The sequence below is a fragment of the Paenibacillus suaedae genome, from assembly GCF_032337355.1.
In the GTDB taxonomy this organism is placed as follows: domain Bacteria; phylum Bacillota; class Bacilli; order Paenibacillales; family Paenibacillaceae; genus Paenibacillus_B; species Paenibacillus_B suaedae.
Genome location: NZ_JAVYAA010000001.1, coordinates 630,522 through 654,441, shown reverse-complemented (window position 1 = coordinate 654,441; position 23,920 = coordinate 630,522). Strand labels below are relative to the sequence as shown.

Sequence of the window (23,920 nt, the reverse complement as noted above, 5' to 3'; positions counted from 1 at the left end):
CCTAGATGTGAAGATGATTGAATACATTGAAATGAAGAGCTTGTGCGAACCTAGGGGGTGTAATCCGATGACGCGTATGTTGTTATCGAACCGATATCATTTCTCCTCGTTGCAGATGAGAGACGGCAGCTTATTATTCGAACCACAGGAGCATTGTCTCCTTGAATGCCCTAAGCCGGTGATATACCACGATGCGGCCGGTCCGTTTGGCGTGTGTCAGGATGACGCACATTATGTTCATCTCGTGTATGTGAATAGGGATGACCAGCTCATTCATGTCTCAATCAATCCCTATTCACTTCAGACGCACAAGCGCGAAATAGCAGGCCTGTTCAAGCACGTCCTGCATATTCAACTGACGAATTGCCACAATCAGCTTCATGCTGTGATTCAATACCGTTCCCGTATTGAGTATGTATCGTTATCTGGCATTCATTGGTCAACCGCAGACGTCCTATATGATGGCGAAGAGATCCATTCCCTCCGTCTTTTCGCACATCAAGATCATATCTGGCTGTGCACTGCATTAATAACGGCGGCGCCTCCCCATCAGCAACTACGTCTGCTCTTGCAATCGTTCCATACAGCATCCAGTCGATGGCTGCCTTCGACTTCATTGCCTGTTGTCCCACTGGAATCGAGGGAAGATTTCTTAGCCTATGATCTCTACTCTGTACAAGGGCGACTTGGAATGTTCCAGTTTCAGCGCATTGGGAACAAGCTCTTATTTGCAGCATATGAATGGAATAAGCAAAAGGAATGGACAATGACGGCTCATAGCCAAACAATCATCCCTCCCACTCTAGCAGCACAAGTCATATGTGCATACGATCATGGTTTGTACCGCTTAAGCTGGGTAACAGAAGACTTGCTGTTCCGCATTCATTACAGCATCCATCAAGAAGAATGGAGCGACTTATATACAACAGCAATTCCGTGTCCTGCAATCTGGACATGTATCTATGACAAGCAGCCAGGTCGCGATGGCCCTACCGTATGGATTGCTTCTGACCAGCAAACAACGTCCGACTTCACCGGATTTGCAGCACCCGCAGTCATGCAGGGATACCGAGCAACATGCGACCTCACTCACAGTATCGATTCAGCCGAAGCAGTCATCGCTTCTATCGCACACATGAGAGAAGGTTGCAGAACAAGAAAGAGGCAACTTGTCCAATTGAAGCAAATCCAGAAGGAGCGTCAAGCCACAGCGGACCGACTGACAGAACGAATCGCTGCCTTGCAGGAGGAAGTTCAAGTGCGCCTTGCCATTCAAGAGCTTAGTGAGAAGAATACATTATTAATGAAGAAAGAAGATAAGATAGTCGCTCGAAGCGGCATGAAAGAACAATTATCACGCATTGTATTCAAACTATCGAACCCCCGCTAAGGAGGAGCTTGTGATGATGAATAATCCGGAAACTTCCATTGATGTGATCCTGCAAACTGCAGCCGATGTTGATCTGGAGACGCGCAGAATCTGCTTGATTACCCATATCAAATTTCGCAATATTTCAGCTCAGCCTGTGTCGTTGTCTCATATTTTGCTAACGCTATCTCCAAGCCGATTCTCAGTGGTGAGCGGGAAAATTGTACCCCCGCAGCATGCTCTGGTGTTTGGTCTCCATAAGAAAGGCAATCAGCAAACGGGCTGGAAATTCGATCGGGATGATTGGTTCTCGAACGGACGCAAAAACGGGGAGTACCGGATTGAGCCTGTCCAGCCTCTTCTGCTCCCCCCACGAATCTGGTCAGACATAAGAGATATTCATATAGAATGCGATATCGATCACCTCATCACCCCGCTCCACATACACGCTTATGTATGTGCAGGAGGCAAGCAGTTCCCTGCCGCGAATCCAAGCAGTATCAGCTTCCGAGCTGCTGTTCATCCATAATTGGTCTATTCTAAACTACATGAATGACGAGTATCTTGACATAAGTTTGTACGAATGAATCTAGTAATTCATCCAATCTTATGACGAGTCCCTTTCATACATTAACAGTGTAGAAAGAATTCTAGCAGGTTCTTTCGCTCATATGATGAAGGGGAGGTTTACTAATATGGTTCTTATTCCCATTCAACGGATCGTAAGCAGCACAACTAACGTAGTTACTGCTCCTACAAGCGCAACTGCTGCGACTCTAGCACTCGCAGGTGCAGCACCGAATGTAGTGAACGTAGGGAATGCACCGCGTATTTGGCCTCAGATAACAAAATTCGACAATGATAACGGTCCATTTGCAGCAGTTCCGAATCCGGAATTCATCTGGTCACAACCCACATTCGTTCCGGGTGAAACGCACGGTTTTGCTACTGCTTCAGTAGCAATTCCACTTACTATTGGAGTTGCCGCTGACTTTGTCATTGCGATGGCTGTATTTGCCGACAATGCTGTGGTTGCAACGATTCAAGCTTTCAGCCCATTGCAAATCAGCTTGTTCCCAGTTCCTGGACTGAATGTACCATTGATTGGAGGCTCCTTGGATCCAACTACTGGCTTAACTACAGATGTTGCGAATCCATATAACTGGCAAAATGTGCGCTTCTATACGATTCCAGCATCACTTGGACTCATCTCACTTGCGCTTAGCGTACGGTTTGTATTCCAATTCCAAGTGACAAACTACTTCACAACTGGCGCTGTCAACACAGCTGGCTTATCTTTCATTGCTGACATTTATCAGTCCTTGCTGTAATTGCTGGTTCTTGTCTCCCGCAAACTAGTTGAATAGCTGAAACGAATGAAACAACATGAAGCATGATGCGATTCCTTAGAGCGCATCATGCTTCGTGCCTTGTGTTACGATTCTTATTGATTCTGGCTGTGCTTGACGCCCCTCAATCCGATAACTGCGTACGCGGGGACGAAGCCGTGACAAAGATACAATGATGTACGAACACGGATATACAGCATGCTCAATGTCGAAGATAGACGGATATGGAACAGAGGCCGGATGAGAGTGAAATACGGCGATGAGCTGTTCTCCACTACGCCCCATTTGCTTCAATGCATGATCCAGTTGCTCCATATCCATCGTAAATGATACCGGACTTCGGTCAATATTATCGATAATCCAGCAGCGATTGGCGAGCCCGTCGTTTCCTGATAACAGTCCACAAGCTTCCAATGGCTTCTCACGCAGACAATGCCCTACCATCTCTCGATACGTGTTCTCCGTTAGCTGTAGTCCCACAGCATTATGATTTGTCGGTAGATGATTGTTCACGTTTTGCCCGCTCCCTCTGCATGAGCAATAGATCTTGAGCTGGATCTTTCGGTATGCGAGGCTGGCTCGTTAATGATTGTTGATTCAAATAACTAAGCAGTGAGCCAGACTGCTTGCTTGCTCCGTCTGCACGTTTAACCGTATTGGCATGAAGCCATGTAAACATCGAATATGCGGGAGCTTGCCGCTTCCTGTCCTCCACCTGTTCCTGCTCTCCGACATTCAACTCCTCCGACTCAGTTTGCAGTTCACGGTTTGCCCCTTTCTCATGGAGAGGATTGGACATCTCGCCAGCCTTCTGATTGTGTCTCCATCTGCCACCTAGTGATATCCCTGACCCTTGCTCCTTACCCCCGATCGACCTGCTATCTGATTGCTCTCCCTTATGCAGTTCATCGGCTTCATCCACCGTAGGAGAGTCGTGACTTTTCTCTTTATCCTCCCATTCATATTCCGCGACCAACACGCTTCTGTTCACGAACATATCGTCATCATAACCGGTGTCATTAAGGCTCTCCTCAACGATATCTACAGCTTCTTCAACATCCTCTTCCTGCCAATCGTCTCCTGCGGGTTCCTCATTATCCTTATACTTTTGCCAATACACTTGCTCATTCAACTCATCCCCATGCTCAAGCTCATGCACACTTACTCGTTCTTCACTGTGCTCAATGGTATCTGTCCCTGAACCCTCATAAGCGGAACGCACTTCTTGAGCAAGCCGCGACTCTTTATCCCCCCGCTGCTGCGAATGTTCGTGCGGTTCCAGTTCATCCCTGCGTGAAGTTTCTACAGACTGATGCAAATTGGAGGCATCCATGAATGAAGTCTGCACATGCGGAGCCGTCGCCTCTTCCTCCCGCGATGCAACGTCTTCAGCGTGCCGCACCTCAGTAGTAACGGGACTTATTTCCTTCTTCCTATCCAATTCAGCTCCTTCGCCATTATCCATCGCTCGAAGCTTCTCAATGACATCTAGAATCGGAAGATACGAGAAGTAGGAGGCAGCTGCACGAGTGATTCCATTGCCGAGCTGCACGAGCTGTTCCGTAGACAATCGCAGGAATCCGCCGTATGTGAGCGCCACTGAAGTCCAAGATTGCCCTGTCAGCGATAACTGATAATTCGACCGATCCTTCCAATTCAAGCTCGCTCCACGGATAGGCAGCTCACCGTGCTTCAACATATTCATAATAAGTAATTGGGCCAACTGTTTGCTCTGTTTGCGATGATGGAAATAATAATGAACACTTACCTCCATTGCATCATCCGGTACTGCTGATATCCATATCCCCTGCCGCTGATGATTCGATTCGCTTAACAGCTGCTTGCGCGTATCCTCTGAATCCACAATCGTGACTCTCAATCCGGCTTGGGACAGCGTGGACTGTATCGGGTACCACAACCGATCCACAATCTCCGTCATCTTGCTCTCTAGTACAACTCGGCACCCTTCAAGCGGGTTCATAATATCGAGCATGCCTTGTCGTTTGTCCAGATGAAATGTGAACGAGTACTTGCCCAGCAGCTGGTATACATCAACTAACCGCGTCTCCGCAATCTTGCATAATGGCTTGCCATTCAATCGAATGTGCATTCCATGCCCCTCCCTCCTGTATGTACTGACTAACGTCATTGTATGAGGCGAATTCCGAATGGTGCCAAATTGGAACCAACGGCATGCAACTGCTCCAATACGCGAACCTGCTCCCGCTCCATCTCTTCGATAAATGATTCCAATCGCTGCATCTCATGCTCCTCTTGCAGCAGACGTTCTTCAAGCAGCATCATCTCTTCTTGCCATGCAGCAATTCGCCCAGATGCAAATTCATGCAGTACGCCTAACTGCAACTTGGCATAATGCAGCAATACATCATCCTGTATAGAAGGACCCATTGTATTCATGGTCAAGAATGGATGGAACAAATCAATGAGTTCGATCGGACGGAAACATGGGTACCCGATGCCAAGAAGCGGGACAGGCACATGAGCCTGTTCAGAACAACGAACCCCTTGGATGATGCGAAGCCTCGATTCACGGACGAACGGTACTTCCATAAAGGATCCCCAGTCCCTGCCTCCGTTGCTTGAATATGCACAGGCTAACCATGAGGAACCTGTAATCGAGAGAAACAGACCATGTTCTCCTGCAATCGTAAGTCGAGGAACGGAGAATTGATTCTGAAAAAAAACTTTCAATGGGATACAGGAATTCGTAACTTGTATGCCTCGCGCACAATATACCGTAGCTGTGACTCCGTTGTGTACGACCCACGCGAGATATGGATCTCCTTCCCTCGCCGCGGATATTGTAATGCTCCAATTCTGCCCTGCTTGCGCAGAAGAGAAGACGTGTTGCCATTTTGCCTCCTCTGATTCCATATCGAGCTCGAGCAGCATCAGCTGCTGTCGATTCGTATCTCCATGTCGAATCAGGAACAGCCCATAAAGAGTCCCTGATTCACTTATATCGCAGCTTGCTTGTTCAATATGTACATTGACGCCATAATCTTCGTGAACATAGGAAAAAGCCCTCTCTCGCCACCTCCCCTGCTCAACCTGTCGAAGCACATACGTAAACTTCTTGTTCAGTATTGTAGTGAAGCCGAAATAGAGGGTTCTGCCAAGGTTAAAGAGATACGGATTCGATGAGCTGGGATGCCTGCTTATTCGCAATTCTTGCTTTTCATCTACACGCGCATTCACGCTGCAACGTGCATAATAGATACCCGATTCATAGGCCATCAACATATGTAAATGGCCATGAAGCAGAATGGCGCTGAACTGCTTCACGGTACTGCTGAACCTCCATAGGTGCTGCTTCACCTGTTCAACTCCGCGGTATAAGGAATGAAGCAGCGACCCATCGGATTGAAGTTCTACCCAATGCACGCCTTCTGAGGAATATAAGCAAACTTCTTGCCTCACTGCGATCCCCTCCAAATTATTTTATGGGGGTGTCACCTTTTCTAGATCGCCCCCATAGACTGTATTGAATTTGAATTCAGATTCTATAAAGGAGGCAGGAAACATTCATGGAGAGCAAGTTAGTTCAAGGGCAAACAACGCCCCCCGAATATTTGCCACTACCCTCTTTGGAATGTATAGAGGTTCCTAAAGTATTCGATTGGGTGTTGTTAACGACGCAAATTGTTGATGAAGCATGCATTGATCCAGCTCTGTGCTTGCCATTGCCGGCTACATTCAGCGCTCAAGCAACGTTACTGACAGTAAGCTGCGGAGAGAAAGTCGGTTCTATTAGAGAAAATGTAGTGGTTACTGTTGGTGGCACACCAGTTACTCTACAACGTGTTGTCATTAAGAAAACAGGAACGTTTGAAGTCACGATCATTGATACTACAGTCGTCCCTAACGTAGTACATTGCACATTTACAAAAACCTTTGTACGCTTCGAGAAAGTTCTGTTGTGTGCGCCTCCGGGAACTACAATTGATTGCGAAATCGTTCCGAACACATCAACGATTGAAGTTCTCGATATTGTCGACAACTCTTGTGTCAACGTGGACATCGTGATTTGCCAAAGCATTCAGGTAAAAGCGAATGTCAAGTTAGTTGTTGAAGCTGAGCTGTGCCAACCGCGTGCAGTGATTCCAGTCCCTGAAAACGCTTGTGTTGTCACATTCCCGAAACAATGTCCTACTATCTTCCCTGGTGCACCTTATCCGTTCCCATCATAATCAAAATGCTGATCGGCTTGGGGTGGTGGCTAAAACCATCCCCTTTTTTATTCTCTCGATGACAGGAACGAGGAGGGGCTAATGCGGCTATACTATATCGCTTCCGGTTATCGGAGGCCAATTGATATCCTCGATAATGCGCTCATGAAGGCTCTGTACGGCCAGTGTCATGAGAGCAAAATATTTCTGTTGAATCGTGCACCAATTCAGCAGCTTCTTCCCGATATCCGCGAATTCAGGCCTGATTTCGTCTTGACCATTTGCGGTCCGCGCTCTTTTCTGCCTGTTGATCTGGTTCGCAGCATACGGAGGATGGGCATTCCGATTGGCGTATGGTTCGTTGATGATCCCTATGCCATCGACAATGCGCTGCAAGTAGCGGCCGAATACGATATCATCTTTACCATTGATTCTGGTTGTGTCCCTTACTATGAGCGCCACGGCTGCAAGCGAGTTCACCACTTGCCGCTCGGAACAGACATTGATATCTTCCGTCCCTTCAACGCTCATCCTTCTTATGAGAGCGACGTCTGTTTCATCGGCACTGGGTACGATAACCGACTGCGTATGATGCAGCAAATGCTGAAGGAGCTTGATCCTGGCTTACATGTGAAGCTTGTCGGACATTTCTGGGACACCGTCAATTGGTCGGGTGGTTGTATCCCTCACCTGCGAACCAAGTGGGTCAACTTCTCTGAGACGCCTCGTTATTACAACGGTGCCAAGCTTGTGCTGAATATTCACCGCAGTGAGGATGATACGTTAATTGATAAAAATAAGACAGGTGCTCCCGGTCACACCATTAACAATCGCACCTTCGATATTGCGGCATGCCGGCGTGCACAGATCATTGATTATCGCCCAGATCTTCATATGTTCTATGAACCAGGCGAGGAATTGCTATGCTTCGAGTCGCCGAAGGAATGTGCTGAGCTTATTCACACGTACCTCTACGAAGATGCCAAGCGGAGCTCCATCGCCTCTCAAGGCTATGAACGAACTCGGGCAGAGCATACGTTTGCGAAGCGTCTAGAGCATTTGTTGAGTAGAGTGCGGGAGCTATAGATAACTAGTTCTCCACTTCGATTCGCAAGTTCTGAACTTCCTATCAGCTCTGCTATATCTTATGATGCGTCTTCCGAAATCTTGAGAGACAACAGCCTGATAGACGAGGAAATGTGCAACAAGCCCGTGGATAGAAACCTAGCATATAGAAGAGGGTGCGATTACCCTTTGACAAATGACTCCATAATCCCGGCCGCACCTGCAATAGCAAGCAGAAGGATAACCGGAAATGCATAGGTGGGGATGAGAAGGTAACAAGCCGTGATAAATGCGGCAGACCATACTCCCGTGCACCAATAACAGGTGAGCAGTTTGCGCATAAAGGCATGAAAACGGCCGCCTTTTTCTTCGATCACTGCAAATATAGCTCCATTCTCATCCGTATGATACCGCTCCTCTACAAAAGGTTTGCGAATGAAAGAAGTAATTTCATCGAATACGATGAGTCTAGTTAGGCGATAGCTCGCCAAAATAAGCAACGTCAATGACAACCAGGTTATGTTATGCATAGCAGTCCCCCTTAGCAGCTCGTATCACTCATTCGATCAGTTTCATTGTATGGACTTCTTGACAAGGATAGAACTGTTCCCTACTACTGCCTTGGACATTACATAGCGCCACCCTTCCTTGCAGCGGGAACAAAAATCAGAAGGAGGAAGAAGATATATGCAGGCACTCCCCATCATCGCTACCGAGGATCATCTTATCAGCTTGATTCAACAGACAGATGAACGACCGTTGTGGCTCTATAAACACAATACAAACTGCGGCTCGAGCAGAGTAGCTCACCTCGCGCTGAACCAATTTATGAACCGTTATCCGCATTTATCTTCCCGCTTCTCCTATGCTGTCGTTCGTGTCCTCGAAGAGAAGGCTCTCTCAGGCAAAGTAGCCGAATTATTGCAGACTCCTCATAAATCCCCGCAAATTCTGCTTGTTTACAAGCAGAAAGTCGTATGGAATTCGTCTCATCAGCAGATTAACTCTGTACAGCTGTCACAGCTTGCACAGCACTTTCTACAGCAGAATCCTTCGCTCTAAAGTAAGTTGCCATTTCCGTTGGCGCCTTGCCGAATTCACTTGCTTACATCAAAATACCGCCAGGAATGGAGGATAACCTCTCCTCTTCTCCTGGCGGTATTTGGTACACGTATTCTCTATTTAACTCTGATTGTTGTTATCTACCGACGAAGCTGCCCACTACATGAATCTTACCTGGATGCTCGGCCACCACTTCACCGATGCACACCGCTTCTACACCACGAGCTTGCATCTCATGAATCATCGCTTCCGCATCGCTAGCTGCAACAGACAAGAGCAGTCCACCTGATGTGACTGCATCACACAGCATCCACTGTGCAATCTCATCAAGTCGCTCGTCGAATACAACTTGATCCTTCACATGATTATAGTTATTCTTCGTTCCGCCCGGTACAGCACCGTTCTCAGCCAGTTCACGAACGCGTGGCAAGAATGGTACGTTCTCCGCGTGAATAACAAGTCCTGCCTCGCTGCCTGCTGCCATCTCTGTACTATGGCCGAGCAAGCCGAATCCCGTAACATCGGTACATGCGTGGATCTCGTATCCGGCCATTACTTCAGCTGCCGTCTTATTGAGTGTCGTCATCGTCCGTGTTACCAGCTCAATTTCTTCTGGCTGAAGCAGCTCACGCTTCAAGGAAGTTGTCATGATGCCGACACCAATCGGCTTCGTCAACACCAGCTTGTCGCCAGGTTTAGCCCCCGCATTCGTCAGAACCTTGTCCGGATGAATGATGCCCGTTACGGCCATGCCGAACTTCGGTTCCGCGTCATCAATGGAATGACCGCCAACGAGTGTTGCTCCCGCTTCCTTCACTTTATCTCCCGCTCCGCGCAAAATGTCTGCCAAGATGGACTTGTCCAGCTTCGAAATTGGGAAGGCCACAATATTCAATGCCGTGAGCGGCTTGCCTCCCATTGCGTAAATATCGCTAAGTGCATTCGCAGCGGCAACTTGACCGAACGAATAAGCATCATCGACAATCGGCGTAAAGAAATCAACCGTTTGCACTAATGCCATGTCGTCATTCAACCGATACACACCCGCATCATCGCTTGTATCCAATCCTACGAGTAAATCCGGATGCTTCTCTGTCTGCGGTAACATGCGCAATACTTGAGACAGATCGGACGGCCCTATTTTGCAGCCGCATCCTCCTTTGCTTGACAAGGTTGTCAATCGAACCGTTGGTTGTTGTTGATCCATCACTTTATCCTCCCATCGCATAAGGCGAATTTCTTCCATTCGTGCGTATCATACATAACTCTTTTATTGTAACATATCCGCACAATGCGATCGTCCATACGGACGCAAAAGCTGGTTCTGTAAATTCGTCCATTCGCTAGCAAAGCAAAAGCTGTCCATTTGGCCAATGATGAATGAGATGTGCAACCAAAATATATTAATTTGTTGGGAGGAGCGCTGATATTACAGGCAGCAGCGATCATAAAAATAATCGGAGAACTCATCCAAGACACTAGATGTGCATCGATTATAATAATTACGTCATTCTCGAAATTATCAGACATTAACAAAAGTACGATATCGAGAATAGTAAGCAGTGAAATAAAACGACCCGAGTTCTCAACTTTAGAACCATTGGCAACAGCATTGGATATCACCTATAAAATATTGGCTTGATTATAATAAAAATAACTTTGGCCTGTTAAGCGCCAAAGCTATAATTCCATGGTCATTTAAATTACCTTGTGTTATCTATCGACTGCTTACGAAGAAAATGAACTTGTACTGTTGACATATGTAACTATACCAATAACAACCGAAATGACAACAATAGCTATTATGGCACCGATGATAACTTTCTTCCTTGATTTTTTTTTGTTATCGTTCTGCTCATTCATAAGGACACCTCCTACATTAAATATATTAAATATATTAAATAACGGACAACATTATGAGTTGCCCGTTATTTAATTTACAGTAATAACCAGATATTCAAGATATTTTAGATTTAGAAGCTCATGTAGCACTCAAGCTCTTTGGTTGCCACTCTTCCAATGCCGTCAATAATGATGTACAAAGATAACTCTCCGACAATTGTAGCACTTCCACCAGTTCGCTGACTGTTGACGTTAACACTTGATCTCGAACTTTTATGCTCCCATGAATTTCCAGGATGGAATCCGTACAAACCACTATCAGTAGTTGGAGTGCCAATAATTTTTCTGTCTTTATTATATGTTGCAATAACATATGCTTTCATCCATGAAATCTTGTTGTCATTCCACGTTTTCTCATGTTTAATTGTGTAATCGCCGTCAGCCATGGTAGCAAATTCGCTTGAAATACTTGTTGTGGCAGTATTTTTTGCAGAAGAGAATTCATTGTAATAATTTAACAGAGCAGCATATTCATCGACCGTATTGATTTTGACATAATTTGCGACTGTGTCAGAAAGCACTCCTTGCCTTGTCTGCGATACCTGGCTTACCGCAAATCCTGCTGCGTTTGCTGCTTCTTCGTAAGACTTGTACTTTCCAGCGTATTTAGCAAAATACTCAGACGGCACAACATCATGCACAGACACTTGTGACGACAAAGAAATGGCAGCATTAGGAGCTGCTTCTGCACCTGCCGAAAGTGCAAATACATTAAATACCATAGCACAAGCAAGAACAATTTTCCATGTACGAATTTGTTTCATGTTTTAGAAACTCCCTTCATATTTGGATTATTCTTATGTAATATACATGATGTTGTTATTAATGTAACATATTTACATCAAGTAATCTACGATAAAATCTATTTTTACGAAAATAAAAGAGAGCGCCCTTCAATCAGGCACTCTCTCTGTTCTACAATAACAAAAACACTTTTGTCTTTTGTCGCTTCACGGGAAAGTATAGCTAACTAATCGCATACTTTATACCACTTGTTTTAACCGTCGTGGAAGCTTTGCTTATTAGCTGTCGTCCATTATACGAGGCCGATCTTGTCGCGACGACTGGCTGTACCTTGCTTGCGCTTCTCAATCAGTCGATTGAGCGCATCGACATAAGCACGTGCGCTCGCTTCGAGTATATCTGTACTTACACCACGGCCAAGCACAGATATTTCATTTTGTGCGAGAACGACATGCACTTCACCGAGTGCATCCTTGCCGTGCGTGACCGACTTAATGGAATAGTCAACGAGCTCAACATCTTCCTGCGTAGCCTTGTCGATTGCCTTATAAATCGCATCAACAGAGCCATTGCCTTCCGACTCTTCCTCAAGCACACTGCCTTCCCATGTTACGATACGCACTTTCGCAGCCGGAATTGCTTGGTTCCCGTAAGCGACGTATATCGTCTCGAGCGAGTACACCTCAGGCGTATCGATCAGTTTCTCCTCGAGAATGGCCCGGATGTCCTCATCCGATACTTCTTTCTTCTTATCTGCCAATTCCTTGAACTTGGCGAAAGCTCCGTTCAGCTGTTCTTCATCCAAGTCATAGCCAAGATCAATCAACTTCTCACGGAAGGCATGACGGCCGGAATGCTTGCCAAGCACGAGTTTGCTTTCCTTAAGTCCGATCGTCTCTGGCGTAATAATCTCATACGTTGACCGTTCCTTCAGCATGCCGTCTTGATGAATGCCGGATTCATGCGCGAAGGCATTGGCGCCCACGATCGCCTTGTTGCCTGGGATCGGCATGCCTGTCAGCTTGCTGACGAGTCGGCTCGTACGCGCAATCTCAGACAAGACGAGCGAAGTCTTAGCCTCATAGAAGCTCGATCTCGTATCAAGCGCCATCGCAACCTCTTCAATTGCAGTATTGCCTGCACGCTCCCCAATACCGTTGATCGTCCCTTCGATCTGATCTGCACCGTTCAAGATTGCAGCGAGCGCATTGGCAGTCGCCATTCCCAAATCGTCATGGCAATGTGCACTAAGCTGAATCGTCTCAATTCCCGGTACATTCTCCTTCAGCGTCTTGAATATATTTCCGTACTCATACGGCGACAAGTATCCAACCGTATCCGGAATGTTCACAACGGTAGCGCCTGCTTTAATCGCCATCTCTGTCATTTGGCATAAGAAGTCGATCTCCGTACGGCCCGCGTCCTCTGGAGAGAACTCAACTTTGCTGAAGTACTTCTTCGCATAGCGAATAGCTGCTTCAGCTGTCTCAAGTACCTGCTCCTTCTCCATGCGGAGCTTATGCTTGCGATGAATTGGCGAAGAAGCAAGGAAGAGATGCAAGCAAGCATCCTCTGCACCCTTCAGCGCTTCATAAGCTGCATCAATATCCGGAATACGGGAACGGGACAGGCCGACAATCGTAGATTGCTTCACCGCTTTCGCCACTGCATTCACGGCCGCCAAGTCACCAGGAGATGCCGCAGGGAATCCCGCTTCGATGCGGTCGACGCCTAGGCGCTCCAATTGAAGCGCGATTTCAAGCTTCTCCTTCGTATTCAGGTTCACGCCAGGGGACTGCTCTCCATCCCGAAGCGTCGTGTCAAAAATATAAATTTTGCGCACCGGCTGCACCTCCTTCTGTAGTCTGTGGAGCTTTACAAGTATCAGTTTATGTTCAAAAAGCCCATGAATAGCACCGAAAAGGCTGCAGTATGGACTTTTTGAACTATATATATGAGATTAAAGCTTACTTTTTACTTCTTATTTTTTGATCCAGTGCATCAATTCACGCAATTGACCGCCAACCACTTCGATCGGATGGTTTGCTTCGTTGCGGCGAGTTGCTGTCAGGAACGCACGGTTCGCTTGGTTCTCCAAGATGAAGTCGCGTGCGAACTTGCCTTGTTGGATGTCGGACAATACTTCCTTCATCGCCTTCTTCGTCTCTTCGGTTACGATGCGAGGACCTGTAACATAGTCGCCGTATTCAGCCGTGTTGCTGATGGAGTCGCGCATTGTAGCCAGGCCTCCTTCATAGATGAGGTCAACGATCAGCTTCAGCTCATGCAAGCACTCGAAGTAAGCCATTTCAGGAGCGTAGCCTGCTTCTACCAATGTTTCGAAGCCTGCTTTGATCAGTGCGCTTACACCGCCGCACAATACTGCCTGCTCACCGAACAAGTCTGTCTCTGTTTCTTCCTTGAAGGAAGTCTCGATAACGCCTGCACGTGTACAGCCGATGCCCTTCGCGTATGCAAGACCGATTGCCTTTGCATTGCCAGTTGCATCTTGCTCGATTGCGATAAGACCTGGAACGCCGAAGCCTTCTGCATACGTACGGCGTACAAGATGTCCTGGAGATTTAGGAGCTACGAGCAATACATCGTTGTCTTTCGGTGCTACGATTTGACCGAAATGTACGTTGAAGCCGTGAGAGAACATCAAGGCTGCGCCTTTTTTCAAGTTCGGCTCGATTTCATTTTTGTATACAGATGCTTGCGTTTCGTCCGGCATCAAGATTTGAACCACATCAGCACGGGAAGTAGCTTCGCCAACGGACAACACTTCGAAGCCGTCTTGACGAGCTTTGTCTGCAGATTTGCCTTCACGAAGACCGATTACCACTTGAAGACCGCTGTCACGCAGGTTTTGCGCTTGAGCATGTCCTTGGCTTCCATAACCGATAACGGCGATCGTTTTTCCTTGCAGTACGTTAAATTCAGCGTCATTTTCATAGTACATTGTAACTGGCATAAGTATGAGTCCTCCTCTTTCTTCCTATATAAATAGTGTGTAGTAATCTCCCCCGAATGAGGCGGGTATATCAAGTGACAATCATGGGCCTCTTACAGCTTCCGCTTGTCCCCTGAGATACCCCCTCATTCGAAGGCCGTTATTCGATTCAATCCATACGTGTAGCAAAAATTCCAAACGATTCCTTACTTATCTGTTACTTGACCGCGAATCAAGGCTGTAACACCTGTGCGGCTAACCTCACGAATTCCGTATGGCTCCAGCAATTGAACCATCGCTTCGATCTTCTGCGATTCGCCGACAACCTGCACCATAAGCGTGCTTGGCCCAATGTCGACGATGGAAGCGCGGAACGTCTCCACGACGCCAAGAATCTCTGGACGTACGTGTGGCTCAGCCTTCACCTTAATGAGTGCAAGTTCACGAGCAACCATTGGCTGGGAGCTTAAGTTGAGTACCTTGATCACGTCAACGATCTTGTACAGCTGCTTCTCGATCTGCTCCAGCATATGGTCATCTCCCGTGGTCACAATGACCATGCGGGAGAGACCTTGCTCCTCAGAAGCACCTACAGTAATACTCTCAATGTTGAATCCTCTGCGGCCAAATAGACCGGAGACACGCTGCAGAACACCTGGCTGATCGTTCACGATGACGGCAATGGTATGTTTGGTTATGTTCATCATTCACAATCCCCCATTATCATTTGGTCAATCGTGCAGCCCTGCGTTACCATCGGGTACACATTCTCGTGCTTGCGAACAACGAATTCCACAACCGCTGGCCCCGGTGTATTCAGTGCTTCCTGCCATGCCTGTTCTGCTTCCTCTTTGTTCGTCGCGCGGAATCCTCTTACCCCGTAAGCTTCCGCGAGCTTCACGAAGTCTGGGCTTCCAGCAAGGTCAATATGGCTGTAGCGATTGTCATAAATAATTTCTTGCCACTGGCGAACCATCCCCAGCACGCGGTTATTGATGATCGCTACCTTGACCGGTATATTGTTAATCGCACAGATTGCAAGTTCCTGCGCACACATTTGCATGCCGCCATCGCCATTGATCGATACAACGGTACGATCCGGGAAGGCCATTTGTGCTCCGATTGCGGATGGGAATCCGAATCCCATCGTTCCAAGGCCGCCAGAAGTAATCCAGGAGCGCGGATGATTGAAGCGATAATATTGCGCTGACCACATCTGGTGTTGTCCGACATCTGTCGTAACGATGGCTTCCCCTTTGGTCGTATCATTGATCAGCTGGATGACCCATTGCGGCTTCAGTTCCTCATCCGAATCGATGAATTGAAGCGGTTTATCCGCCTTCATCTGCATGATGCGAGCGCGCCATTCATCCGCATGGTTTGCACGTGCTGCTGTCTTATTGGCTAGTTCCAATGTAGTACGAATATCGCCTACAATCGGAATGTCCGTTGGGACATTTTTGCCGATTTCTGCCGGATCGATATCGATATGGACGATTTTCGCATGTGGCGCGAAACCTTCAAGCTTCATCGTCACTCGGTCATCGAAGCGAGCCCCGATGTTAATGAGCAAATCCGCCTGCTGAATCGCATTGTTCGCTGTATAGGTTCCATGCATGCCAGGCATGCCCATCCACAGATCATGACCGCTTGGGAATCCGCCAAGTCCGAGCAGCGTTGTCGTTACTGGAATTTGTGTCTTGCTCACGAATTCATACAGTTCTTCATGCGCTCCAGAATGGATAACTCCAGCTCCCGCGAGAATCACAGGTGACTTCGACTCTTCGATCGCTTTCAGCATTTTATCGACTTGATATTTGTTCGGCTGAACGTTAGGGTTATAGCCGCGAATATTTACAGTTGATACCGGTTCGAACAGCGTCTTCGCCGCCGATACATCCTTCGGAATATCGATGAGAACCGGCCCCTTGCGTCCTGTGTTCGCAATGTGGAATGCCTCGTGAATGACACGCGGCAGATCCTTCACATCGCGTACCAGATAGCTATGCTTCGTAATCGGCATGGTGATGCCTGTAATGTCTGCTTCCTGGAATGCATCGGTGCCAATCAAGGTCGTCGCTACGTTGCCTGTAATAACAACGAGCGGAACCGAATCCATATAGGCAGTAGCAATTCCTGTAACCAGGTTTGTCGCGCCTGGTCCCGATGTTGCGATACATACACCGACCTTGCCGCTTGCACGGGCATATCCGTCCGCTGCATGAATCGCTCCTTGCTCGTGCCGGGTCAGAACGTGGTGGAAATCCTCACAGCCGTGCATGGCGTCATAAATATAGAGCACCGCGCCGCCTGGATATCCGAACACACACTCCACACCTTCCAACAACAAGCTGCGAAGCAAAATATCCGAGCCTGTAATGACTTCAGGCTGCATCCATTTCTGTCTTAATTCTTCTTTTGACCTCATTGCCGTACGATGTGAGCTCATTCGACATCCTCCTTACGCATATTTACTCATTTCCATACTCGGGCTCTAGGTTACATTTGTGAAGATATGTCTTGCCTGGCCAGGCACATACTATGCCAACTCATCACATGCAGATGAGAAATGAGAGAGTCGGCAAATACAAAAAAACCTTCCATCCCCACGCAGCAAACTGCTGCATTAGGGACGAAAGGTTGTGCTTCCGTGGTACCACCCGCATTCATTTCATATCTCGCGATATGAAATCTCAGCAAGTATCCGCATGCAAATAAGATATACGAATACTTATAGCGTCTAACGCGCGCCCTACGATTCTCCCTACTCACATGATAGAACGATATAGCGTCCTAATCATCTGTTCAGGAGAACAGCTCCGAGGTGAGCTCGCATATAAGGGGTTAAGGCGTCGGTTTCAGCAGAACCTCCGACCGCTCTCTGTTCATAAGAGCCCTTACTACTTCGTCCTCTTCATTGCCGTTGGTATTATGTGACATGTTTCAAATGTTTAGAAACATTATATGCCTCCACCTACCAGGAGTCAATAGGGCATTCTTTATTTTTTTGTTTTGTGAATCATTATGGATTACTGCTTATTTTTGCATGAATGTTCCTGTTTTCGCTCAGTGGACAATTAATATCCGAACCTTATACTTACAAAACAATAGTAATATACGCCTTTTCACTTACCTGCTAAAGCGTTTTCAATACCCCGGAACAATACAACGGAACGATGCGCTAACGCAGTAAAATCAATAGGATGGAACCCTTCGACATCCGCATATAAAGTATCGTTCAATGGCTGCACGAAATGTGCGGGAAGTTGCTGATGTCCCATAGAAGCTCCTAAAATGGAACCTACTGTCGCTCCATTGCAATCCGTATCGAATCCACCCAGCACGGACGTTGTTACACCGCGCGCGAAATCCCCTTTAGAAAAAATCAACGAAGCGGCAACGAGCGCAGCATTATTATTGGTGTGTACCCACGAGTAATGACCGAACGAATTCCAAACTCGCTCTGCTACTTCCTCTTCACTCCTCGACGTCTTGCCAATCTCAATGGCTTGGGCGATATCAGCAGCCAGGCGTGACGTGTCTGGAATCTGAGCAAGTCCCGCCTGAACGATGCGTTCAGGATCCGGTTCATAGAAAGCCGCAGCGATCATTGCTGCTACGAACATGGAACCATAAATACCATTCTTCACATGAGATAGGGAGGCATCGTGCCAAGCCAGCTCTGCTGCTAACTCCGGTCGCCCAGGAGCAGAATAGCCGTATACATCCGCGCGTATCTGGGCGCCAATCCATTCCCGGTAGGGATTCAGGTGCATACGCACTCGTTCCCAGTCTACTTCCCGCTTATTATTGGAAGCTGACATCTTGCAGTCCTGCACGGCGGCCAGCTCCTGCTCTAAATTCACGAAGGTCATGCATTCAGCAGTGAATACCTGCTTTAGACTGAGCCGTTCCAGCCATACCGCTGCGACATGCTCCGTCTTCAGTTTCAATCCATGGCGTTCCATTAAGAGCTGACTAAGAACCGCGTAACGCATATCGTCATCCGTCTCCATGAAGCGAATCTGCTCGAGCTGGCTGTCTGGAAAGAAAATCCTCAGTTTCTCACCTGGACGAAACTCAATAGATGATGCGCGCGAATGTCCCGGCACGTAATTCCGAAATGGCCAAGCATCGGCATCTTGAAGCCATGTTCGAATCCACTTCCAACCCGGAATTCCACCCGCTCCGTCGACAAATGGAGGCACCTCTAACGGTTTGCCGAGCGCACAGCCGATTGCGCGCCCAACCCATGCCCCATGGAAACGATCATGCCAGAACTCGTCATCCCGCAGTGCCGATTCCCGTTTGAGCTCCTCTTCTGAGCGAAATGGAGCGTTCGTAGGTCTCAGCTCCTGGATGCTCTCCAAGTCAGATGGCTCAGTAAAGGGGAAATCGCTGCGAATGCGGCGATTGGACATGTCGCAATACAGCTTTGCGGCAGCCTCCTCATCATGCGAATGATGATGGATCCAGTCCTCTAAGGCTTCCGCAATGCCCTGTGTCTCCTTGCCTTCTTCGATCATCTGCTTCCATTCCGCCTGCAGCAGCTCGCTCCAGCTTCCATGCGCCCAATTGTGCTGGATTTCCTCAGCCTGCATATGCATATTCCCTTTGCACATAACTCCATCTCCTCTTCTTCTAAGGCAGTAATCCCATTATATAGTAAACACCCCATCATTTCTCGTGCATGCACATTACTCGTGCTGCGGAAAAGGTATGGTTTGTGATACTATCCGACAAGTCCAGTACGCTCAACACTCTCAACAAAATACTTCTGAGCGAACAAATACAAAATGATCATCGGCATCATGACAAGCAGTGCTCCTGTATTCATAAGCTGTGAAATATAAGAAGGATCCGTCGTAATCCGTCCTAATGCCCCTGGCATGCTGGCAAGCGTCGAAGACAGCACCTGCGTATAATTCATATATAGAGAGACATAGTAGTTGTCATTCCACTGCCAGACGATAGAGAACAGCAGCACCGTTACGATTGCCGGCACGGTATTCGGAATAATGACTCTCCAGAACGTACCGAGAACCCCTGTTCCATCCACATAAGCGGCTTCCTCTAACTCCTTCGGCAGGCCTCGGAAAAATTGACGGAAAATAAAAATGAACAACCCGTTTTTCATCCCCATTGCTAATGTAGAGGAAATAAAGAACGGCCAATAGCTTTCCAGCAAATTAACCCCTTGCTTGCCTGTGAACAGCTCATAGAGACCAAATATATCGAAGAATCGATAATTCAAATACGTCGGGATCATAATGGTCTGCGGCGGGATGACAATCGTGAACACTACTAACGTGAACAGAATGCCCCTTCCCCTAAATTTCAGCCGCGCGAAGCCGTACCCGGCTAAAGCGCAGGAGACCATTTGCAGAACGGAAGTCCCTAAACTCAGCATCGCAGAATTCCAGAACGCGGCGGGATATTCCAGCATATCAAATGCCGTCTTGAAATTGTCCCATGTAAAATGACGCGGAATCCATACGATCGTCGTATCAAACAAATCCATCCGATCCCGTATCGCCATGGACAGCTTCGTAATGAGCGGGTACAGGATGATGTAGCAGATCCCAACGATAAGCAAGGTTCGCGCACAAATCCACAGCCACTTCTTCAGCTGGTCAAGGGGACGAACTTCCGCATTCCATCGTTCCATACGTCGACCTATTGCGTCTGCCTTTTGTCTTGCGGTAGATGACATGCTTCTCTCCCCTTTCTCAGTCATAATAGAAGACCCGTTTGGAAATAAAGTAGACACACGCTCCGAGCATAATGGATACGATAAGGAAATATGCCCAAGACATCGCTGAGCTTAAGCCAAAGTTATTCTCCCTAAACGCCATCCGATGAATATAACCTGTAACTCCATTATTCGTGAACGAATCTACGACCGTATAGACCGTATTTGTCAAAATAAGCGGCGACATCATCGGGAATGTAATCTTCCAAAATGCTTCATAGCCCGTTGCTCCTTCAATCTTGGAAGCCTCATACAAGGAAGGCGATATGGACTGCAGCCCAGCTAAAAATATCAATATCTGCACACCCGACGCCGCTACAATGTAATAGATGCGATCAACAGCGCTAGTCAGATAAAATATGATATCGCCGCTCATCCCCATCTCTATCAGCAAAGAACGCAGTCCCATGCTGCGAAGTCCTGAGAAATTCCCCTCTACGCTTGATGCAACATCCCCTAGCATCTGGGCAAGATAGTTCGAGCTGTCTATGCCCTGAATAACACCGGATGCAAGCACTACCGGCAGGAAGAAAATTGCACGGGCAAGCATTCTCCCACGGAACTTCTGAGAGAGCAGTACTGCTGAAAATAAGCTGAAAAAGATAATAAGCGGCACATTCGCAAGCATGTTCATTGTCGCTTCAATCAAGAGCCGATTGAAGTTGGGATCAACGGTGAATGCTTTTGTATAATTTTCAAATCCAACAGATGACAGCTTGTAGCCCGTCTCTGTCAGACTCAAATGGCTTATGCTGAAGAGCAGCGATCGTACGAGCGGGACAGCCATGAGAAGCAAAAATCCGATCAACCATGGTGCGATAAAAAGCCAGCCAAACATCGCCTTCTTTCGTTCAAGCGAGGGTCTCCTTCGTTTTCCAATCGACAGCTTCACTTGCTCCCCTCCTCTATGCGATAGTTGGCCGCTTCCACCACCACTCCGCCTACCTGAACAGGCGCATTGCCGTAGTTGACGATGACGCGCACACCATTGCTGTAAGTTGTCTGCACTACCTCATCCGCCAGGCGCTCATGCTTGATCATGAATGCATCTCCAACCTTATGGTGCAGCTCATTCAGCTGCTGGTACGCAGAAGCTGCTTCGTCGAGCCATTGCGAATACTCTGCGGCGAAGAAGTCATCCCACATCGTATCGCGGAGCTGTTCTGTACTCGCCGCAAGCCAGCTGAAGAATACGTTAGAACCTGTCTCTACCGCTTGCAGCATCCGCCTGTTCACATCCTGATTCTCCACCCCGTTAAATGCTTCACCTGCATAAGGAATCAAGCCATGCATAACCATCGAAAAGAAAGGAATCATCTCGTCCGTTATTTGAAACCTGTTGCTCTGCATCGGTGCGCGGATAATCTGGCTCGCATAAGGAAGCACATACGCATTGCCGCCTTGCAGCATGACCTTGCCCCGATCCGCCGCTTGCTTCAGCGCCTTGCTGACGAAGGCAATCGACTTCTGACGCAATATGGGTTCATTCAGATTGAAGTTGGAATAGATCTCGCTTCCTGAATCCTGAATAGAGACACCATCATCCGCTGGCAGCTCTGCATGCTCCAAGTAACGGCTCATGACGGTTGGATACAACGCTGGCGACAATAATGAATGGGAGAATGCTTCGTAATTTTTCTTGAAATTAGCTGCATTGAATCGGAAAAACTTCAGCGAGATTCGACCAAGCGATTGTACGCTGTCCTTGGTTGCGTTCCACCCATCATCATTGTATACGCGTCCAAGCGAGAACTCCGGATACAGGGTTCCCCCTCGGGCCTGCAGCTGTTCTCGTAGCCGGTTCAGTCCATCTCTTCCACCCAGCTCACGAACCGCCTTCACGTTGTTCGGCAGCTTATGCTGAATGCCTCCGTTCATCCATCCGGCATAATTCATCTGAATATTGGAGACTCCCCTAGCTGCAAGCTCCTCCACCATCTGACCGGCTTCATCGAATGTGGTGAGCGGCACTGGCGAATCATAAGAAACGCCCAAGAAGGTCTTTACTTTAGAAATTGAACCGATCGCCTCTACGTAAAATGGCGCATCCGCTGGCTTATCAGCCTGTTCGCGCAGCGGCTTCAGCTGGTATTTGAGCATTAAATAATCCCGGTATGCATTCGCCATCCCCGAATATCCTGCCTCTTCGCGATTCTGGAACATGTAGCGAATTTGCAGCTGTCCTGCGTATGGCTCTGCAGGCGTCTTAATAAGCTCCTCCCTGGCATTCAGCATCACTTTGTCCTTCGGCAATACGGTGAACTGGGGGCCAATCCAGTTATATTCATGCTGCCTTCCACTGACATCTGCATAAAGGGTCGACATCGCATCTCCGTCCTCGATGACCGCTAGAAAAGAGCTCATGTCCCGCTTCATGCCGTAAATAGGCATACGAACCGTCTCATACGTATTCAACTGCTCTGTCTTGAAGAAGCTTGGATCCTCGCCATATACAGGAAGGACTAATCCTTGCGCGTAGTTCTTGCCATTATTGAAATGAATAAGTGAGCCCGAACCATCCGGCACGAACAAATAGCCATTCTCCTTCTTACCTGCCGCACCGAAGAAGGATAGAACATCGAGGGTATGCAGCCGGTATGGGGGCTGCGCCTTGATTGCCGAGGCATCCACACTCACCAGCAGGTGCTCCCCATCAAGCTTGTAGCGAAGCGGCACCGTAAAGGATGCACTGCCGCCGCCCTCTCCTTCAATAACACCGTTCTGCTCATTGTCGGACTTCAGATCCTCTTCGGTATATCCAGCCTTCTCAATCAGATCAAGCACTTTCTTGAGCGCTGACTTCGGAATCTCTCTACGTTCATAGATCCCCGTATCCTCATTTAGACGGAAGCGGGTCAACATCTGATTCCGATCCTTCTGGTCGAGCTTATTCAATATTTTCTCTTCCAGCCGCTGCTTGCTAATCTTGAGTGGAATCGCTTCTGCGCCGCGTTCCGGATTACCAAATTCATAGACGACGGTCATGCCGTCCGACTCCGATTGGATGGTGAAGGTCTTATGGACAACACTGTCATTGAAGCTGTCATAATCCTTCGTCTGTCCATTCGGCATTAAGTAGGTAAGCGACAGTTGGGCGCCAAGCTTGCCCTTGATTAACGGGCTGGCCATACCGTCCAAGTCTCGATCCTGTGGATTCGTCCACCACACCGCAGCGCTTCGCAGATCGACGACGGCAGCTTCTGCCGTGCTTTTGTTTACGTACAATTCCAGGACATCTGTTGCTGCCACTCGTTCCAGGCCAGCTACCTGTTGCCGGGCTGCAGACAACTGGGCATTCGATGCCAGCGCAACCGTTCCCTTGATCGCTCCTGGCGATGTGGATACACTGAAGTCCGGCATCGCTGCATCTCCCGTGCGCGGCAGGCTTCTTGGTTGGAACAGAACGAACAGGAGCAGCAGCACAGCCATAATCGCCCCAGCTATGCCTATGGTTCTCCATTTCCACTTCCGTCGCCGTGTGGGTGCGACAGTTCCAGAATCACGAGACTTGCGTAATGAGATTTTCATGTCGTC

Annotated in this window: 22 protein-coding genes; 7 read left to right on the top strand and 15 right to left on the bottom strand. The window is 48.0% G+C overall.

All coding sequences use genetic code 11. From position 1 onward, the window contains the following. The first annotated feature begins 67 nt into the window (after positions 1-67). The 3 genes from RQP50_RS02875 (at position 68) to RQP50_RS02865 (ending at position 2,700) form a co-directional block, all read left to right on the top strand. Positions 68-1,390 (top strand): hypothetical protein, encoded by a 1,323-nt coding sequence (locus tag RQP50_RS02875; RefSeq protein WP_315743098.1) that lies wholly within the window; start codon positions 68-70, stop codon positions 1,388-1,390. Between the two features lie 13 nt (positions 1,391-1,403). After that, entirely contained in the window at positions 1,404-1,898 is a 495-nt protein-coding gene (locus RQP50_RS02870; RefSeq protein WP_072727225.1) for a hypothetical protein, read from the top strand. A 166-nt stretch (positions 1,899-2,064) separates the two neighbouring features. Further along, the gene (locus tag RQP50_RS02865; protein WP_072727226.1) at positions 2,065-2,700 is read left to right on the top strand and encodes a hypothetical protein; all 636 of its coding nucleotides are present in this window, start codon (positions 2,065-2,067) and stop codon (positions 2,698-2,700) included. 75 nt (positions 2,701-2,775) lie between these two features. Here RQP50_RS02865 and RQP50_RS02860 read toward each other — a convergent pair whose 3' ends face one another. From RQP50_RS02860 to RQP50_RS02850, 3 genes are read right to left on the bottom strand one after another with little or no spacing between them, the layout of a single operon-like run. After that, the gene (locus RQP50_RS02860; protein ID WP_315743096.1) at positions 2,776-3,231 is read right to left on the bottom strand and encodes a M67 family metallopeptidase; all 456 of its coding nucleotides are present in this window, start codon (positions 3,229-3,231) and stop codon (positions 2,776-2,778) included. Further along, complete coding sequence (locus RQP50_RS02855; RefSeq protein WP_315743094.1) at positions 3,203-4,828, bottom strand: hypothetical protein; 1,626 nt, start codon at positions 4,826-4,828, stop codon at positions 3,203-3,205. The genes RQP50_RS02860 and RQP50_RS02855 overlap by 29 nt, the downstream gene beginning before the upstream one ends. Positions 4,829-4,863: 35 nt before the next feature. Beyond that, positions 4,864-6,159 carry a hypothetical protein gene (locus RQP50_RS02850; protein ID WP_315743093.1) on the bottom strand — a complete coding sequence of 432 codons (1,296 nt, stop codon included), beginning with the start codon at positions 6,157-6,159 and terminating at the stop codon, positions 4,864-4,866. A 107-nt stretch (positions 6,160-6,266) separates the two neighbouring features. On the opposite strand from RQP50_RS02850, the gene RQP50_RS02845 reads away from it, so the two are divergent. Together RQP50_RS02845 and RQP50_RS02840 are read left to right on the top strand one after the other, a co-directional pair. Then, complete coding sequence (locus RQP50_RS02845; protein ID WP_072727230.1) at positions 6,267-6,929, top strand: BMQ_0737 family morphogenetic spore coat protein; 663 nt, start codon at positions 6,267-6,269, stop codon at positions 6,927-6,929. A gap of 81 nt (positions 6,930-7,010) precedes the next feature. Further along, positions 7,011-7,994 carry a CgeB family protein gene (locus RQP50_RS02840; RefSeq protein WP_315743091.1) on the top strand — a complete coding sequence of 328 codons (984 nt, stop codon included), beginning with the start codon at positions 7,011-7,013 and terminating at the stop codon, positions 7,992-7,994. A gap of 161 nt (positions 7,995-8,155) precedes the next feature. On the opposite strand, the gene RQP50_RS02835 is transcribed toward RQP50_RS02840, so the two are convergent. Then, on the bottom strand, positions 8,156-8,503 hold the full coding sequence (locus RQP50_RS02835) for a DUF1360 domain-containing protein (RefSeq protein ID WP_072727232.1): 348 nt from the start codon (positions 8,501-8,503) through the stop codon (positions 8,156-8,158). 157 nt (positions 8,504-8,660) lie between these two features. On the opposite strand from RQP50_RS02835, the gene ytxJ reads away from it, so the two are divergent. Next, complete coding sequence (ytxJ, locus tag RQP50_RS02830; protein ID WP_072727233.1) at positions 8,661-9,035, top strand: bacillithiol system redox-active protein YtxJ; 375 nt, start codon at positions 8,661-8,663, stop codon at positions 9,033-9,035. 136 nt (positions 9,036-9,171) lie between these two features. On the opposite strand, the gene selD is transcribed toward ytxJ, so the two are convergent. Continuing rightward, positions 9,172-10,242: a selenide, water dikinase SelD gene (selD, locus tag RQP50_RS02825; RefSeq protein WP_315743090.1), complete on the bottom strand. Its 1,071-nt coding sequence runs from the start codon at positions 10,240-10,242 to the stop codon at positions 9,172-9,174. A gap of 180 nt (positions 10,243-10,422) precedes the next feature. Between selD and RQP50_RS02820 the strand changes: the two genes are divergently transcribed. After that, positions 10,423-10,677 carry a helix-turn-helix domain-containing protein gene (locus RQP50_RS02820; RefSeq protein WP_072727235.1) on the top strand — a complete coding sequence of 85 codons (255 nt, stop codon included), beginning with the start codon at positions 10,423-10,425 and terminating at the stop codon, positions 10,675-10,677. 86 nt (positions 10,678-10,763) lie between these two features. Here RQP50_RS02820 and RQP50_RS02815 read toward each other — a convergent pair whose 3' ends face one another. The 10 genes from RQP50_RS02815 to RQP50_RS02770 all read right to left on the bottom strand — a co-directional run bounded on the left by RQP50_RS02815 (position 10,764) and on the right by RQP50_RS02770 (position 23,914). Next, the gene (locus RQP50_RS02815; protein WP_021254482.1) at positions 10,764-10,898 is read right to left on the bottom strand and encodes a hypothetical protein; all 135 of its coding nucleotides are present in this window, start codon (positions 10,896-10,898) and stop codon (positions 10,764-10,766) included. A 110-nt stretch (positions 10,899-11,008) separates the two neighbouring features. Continuing rightward, a complete protein-coding gene (locus tag RQP50_RS02810) occupies positions 11,009-11,701 on the bottom strand; it encodes a hypothetical protein (protein WP_021254481.1) in 693 nt (230 codons plus the stop codon). A gap of 272 nt (positions 11,702-11,973) precedes the next feature. Next, positions 11,974-13,524 carry a 2-isopropylmalate synthase gene (locus tag RQP50_RS02805; protein ID WP_021254480.1) on the bottom strand — a complete coding sequence of 517 codons (1,551 nt, stop codon included), beginning with the start codon at positions 13,522-13,524 and terminating at the stop codon, positions 11,974-11,976. 138 nt (positions 13,525-13,662) lie between these two features. Next, complete coding sequence (gene ilvC / locus RQP50_RS02800) at positions 13,663-14,655, bottom strand: ketol-acid reductoisomerase (protein ID WP_072727236.1); 993 nt, start codon at positions 14,653-14,655, stop codon at positions 13,663-13,665. Positions 14,656-14,840: 185 nt separating this feature from the next. Next, complete coding sequence (gene ilvN / locus RQP50_RS02795) at positions 14,841-15,341, bottom strand: acetolactate synthase small subunit (protein WP_021262092.1); 501 nt, start codon at positions 15,339-15,341, stop codon at positions 14,841-14,843. Beyond that, complete coding sequence (gene ilvB / locus RQP50_RS02790; protein WP_021254477.1) at positions 15,338-17,083, bottom strand: biosynthetic-type acetolactate synthase large subunit; 1,746 nt, start codon at positions 17,081-17,083, stop codon at positions 15,338-15,340. Before ilvB ends, ilvN begins: the two co-directional genes overlap by 4 nt. Before the next feature lie 676 nt (positions 17,084-17,759). Further along, complete coding sequence (locus RQP50_RS02785) at positions 17,760-19,256, bottom strand: ADP-ribosylglycohydrolase family protein (protein WP_315743082.1); 1,497 nt, start codon at positions 19,254-19,256, stop codon at positions 17,760-17,762. 110 nt (positions 19,257-19,366) lie between these two features. Then, a complete protein-coding gene (locus tag RQP50_RS02780) occupies positions 19,367-20,347 on the bottom strand; it encodes a carbohydrate ABC transporter permease (RefSeq protein ID WP_315743080.1) in 981 nt (326 codons plus the stop codon). Positions 20,348-20,363: 16 nt separating this feature from the next. Then, complete coding sequence (locus RQP50_RS02775; RefSeq protein ID WP_315743078.1) at positions 20,364-21,278, bottom strand: carbohydrate ABC transporter permease; 915 nt, start codon at positions 21,276-21,278, stop codon at positions 20,364-20,366. Continuing rightward, positions 21,275-23,914: a DUF5696 domain-containing protein gene (locus RQP50_RS02770; protein WP_315743076.1), complete on the bottom strand. Its 2,640-nt coding sequence runs from the start codon at positions 23,912-23,914 to the stop codon at positions 21,275-21,277. The genes RQP50_RS02775 and RQP50_RS02770 overlap by 4 nt, the downstream gene beginning before the upstream one ends. Between the last annotated feature and the right edge of the window lie 6 nt (positions 23,915-23,920).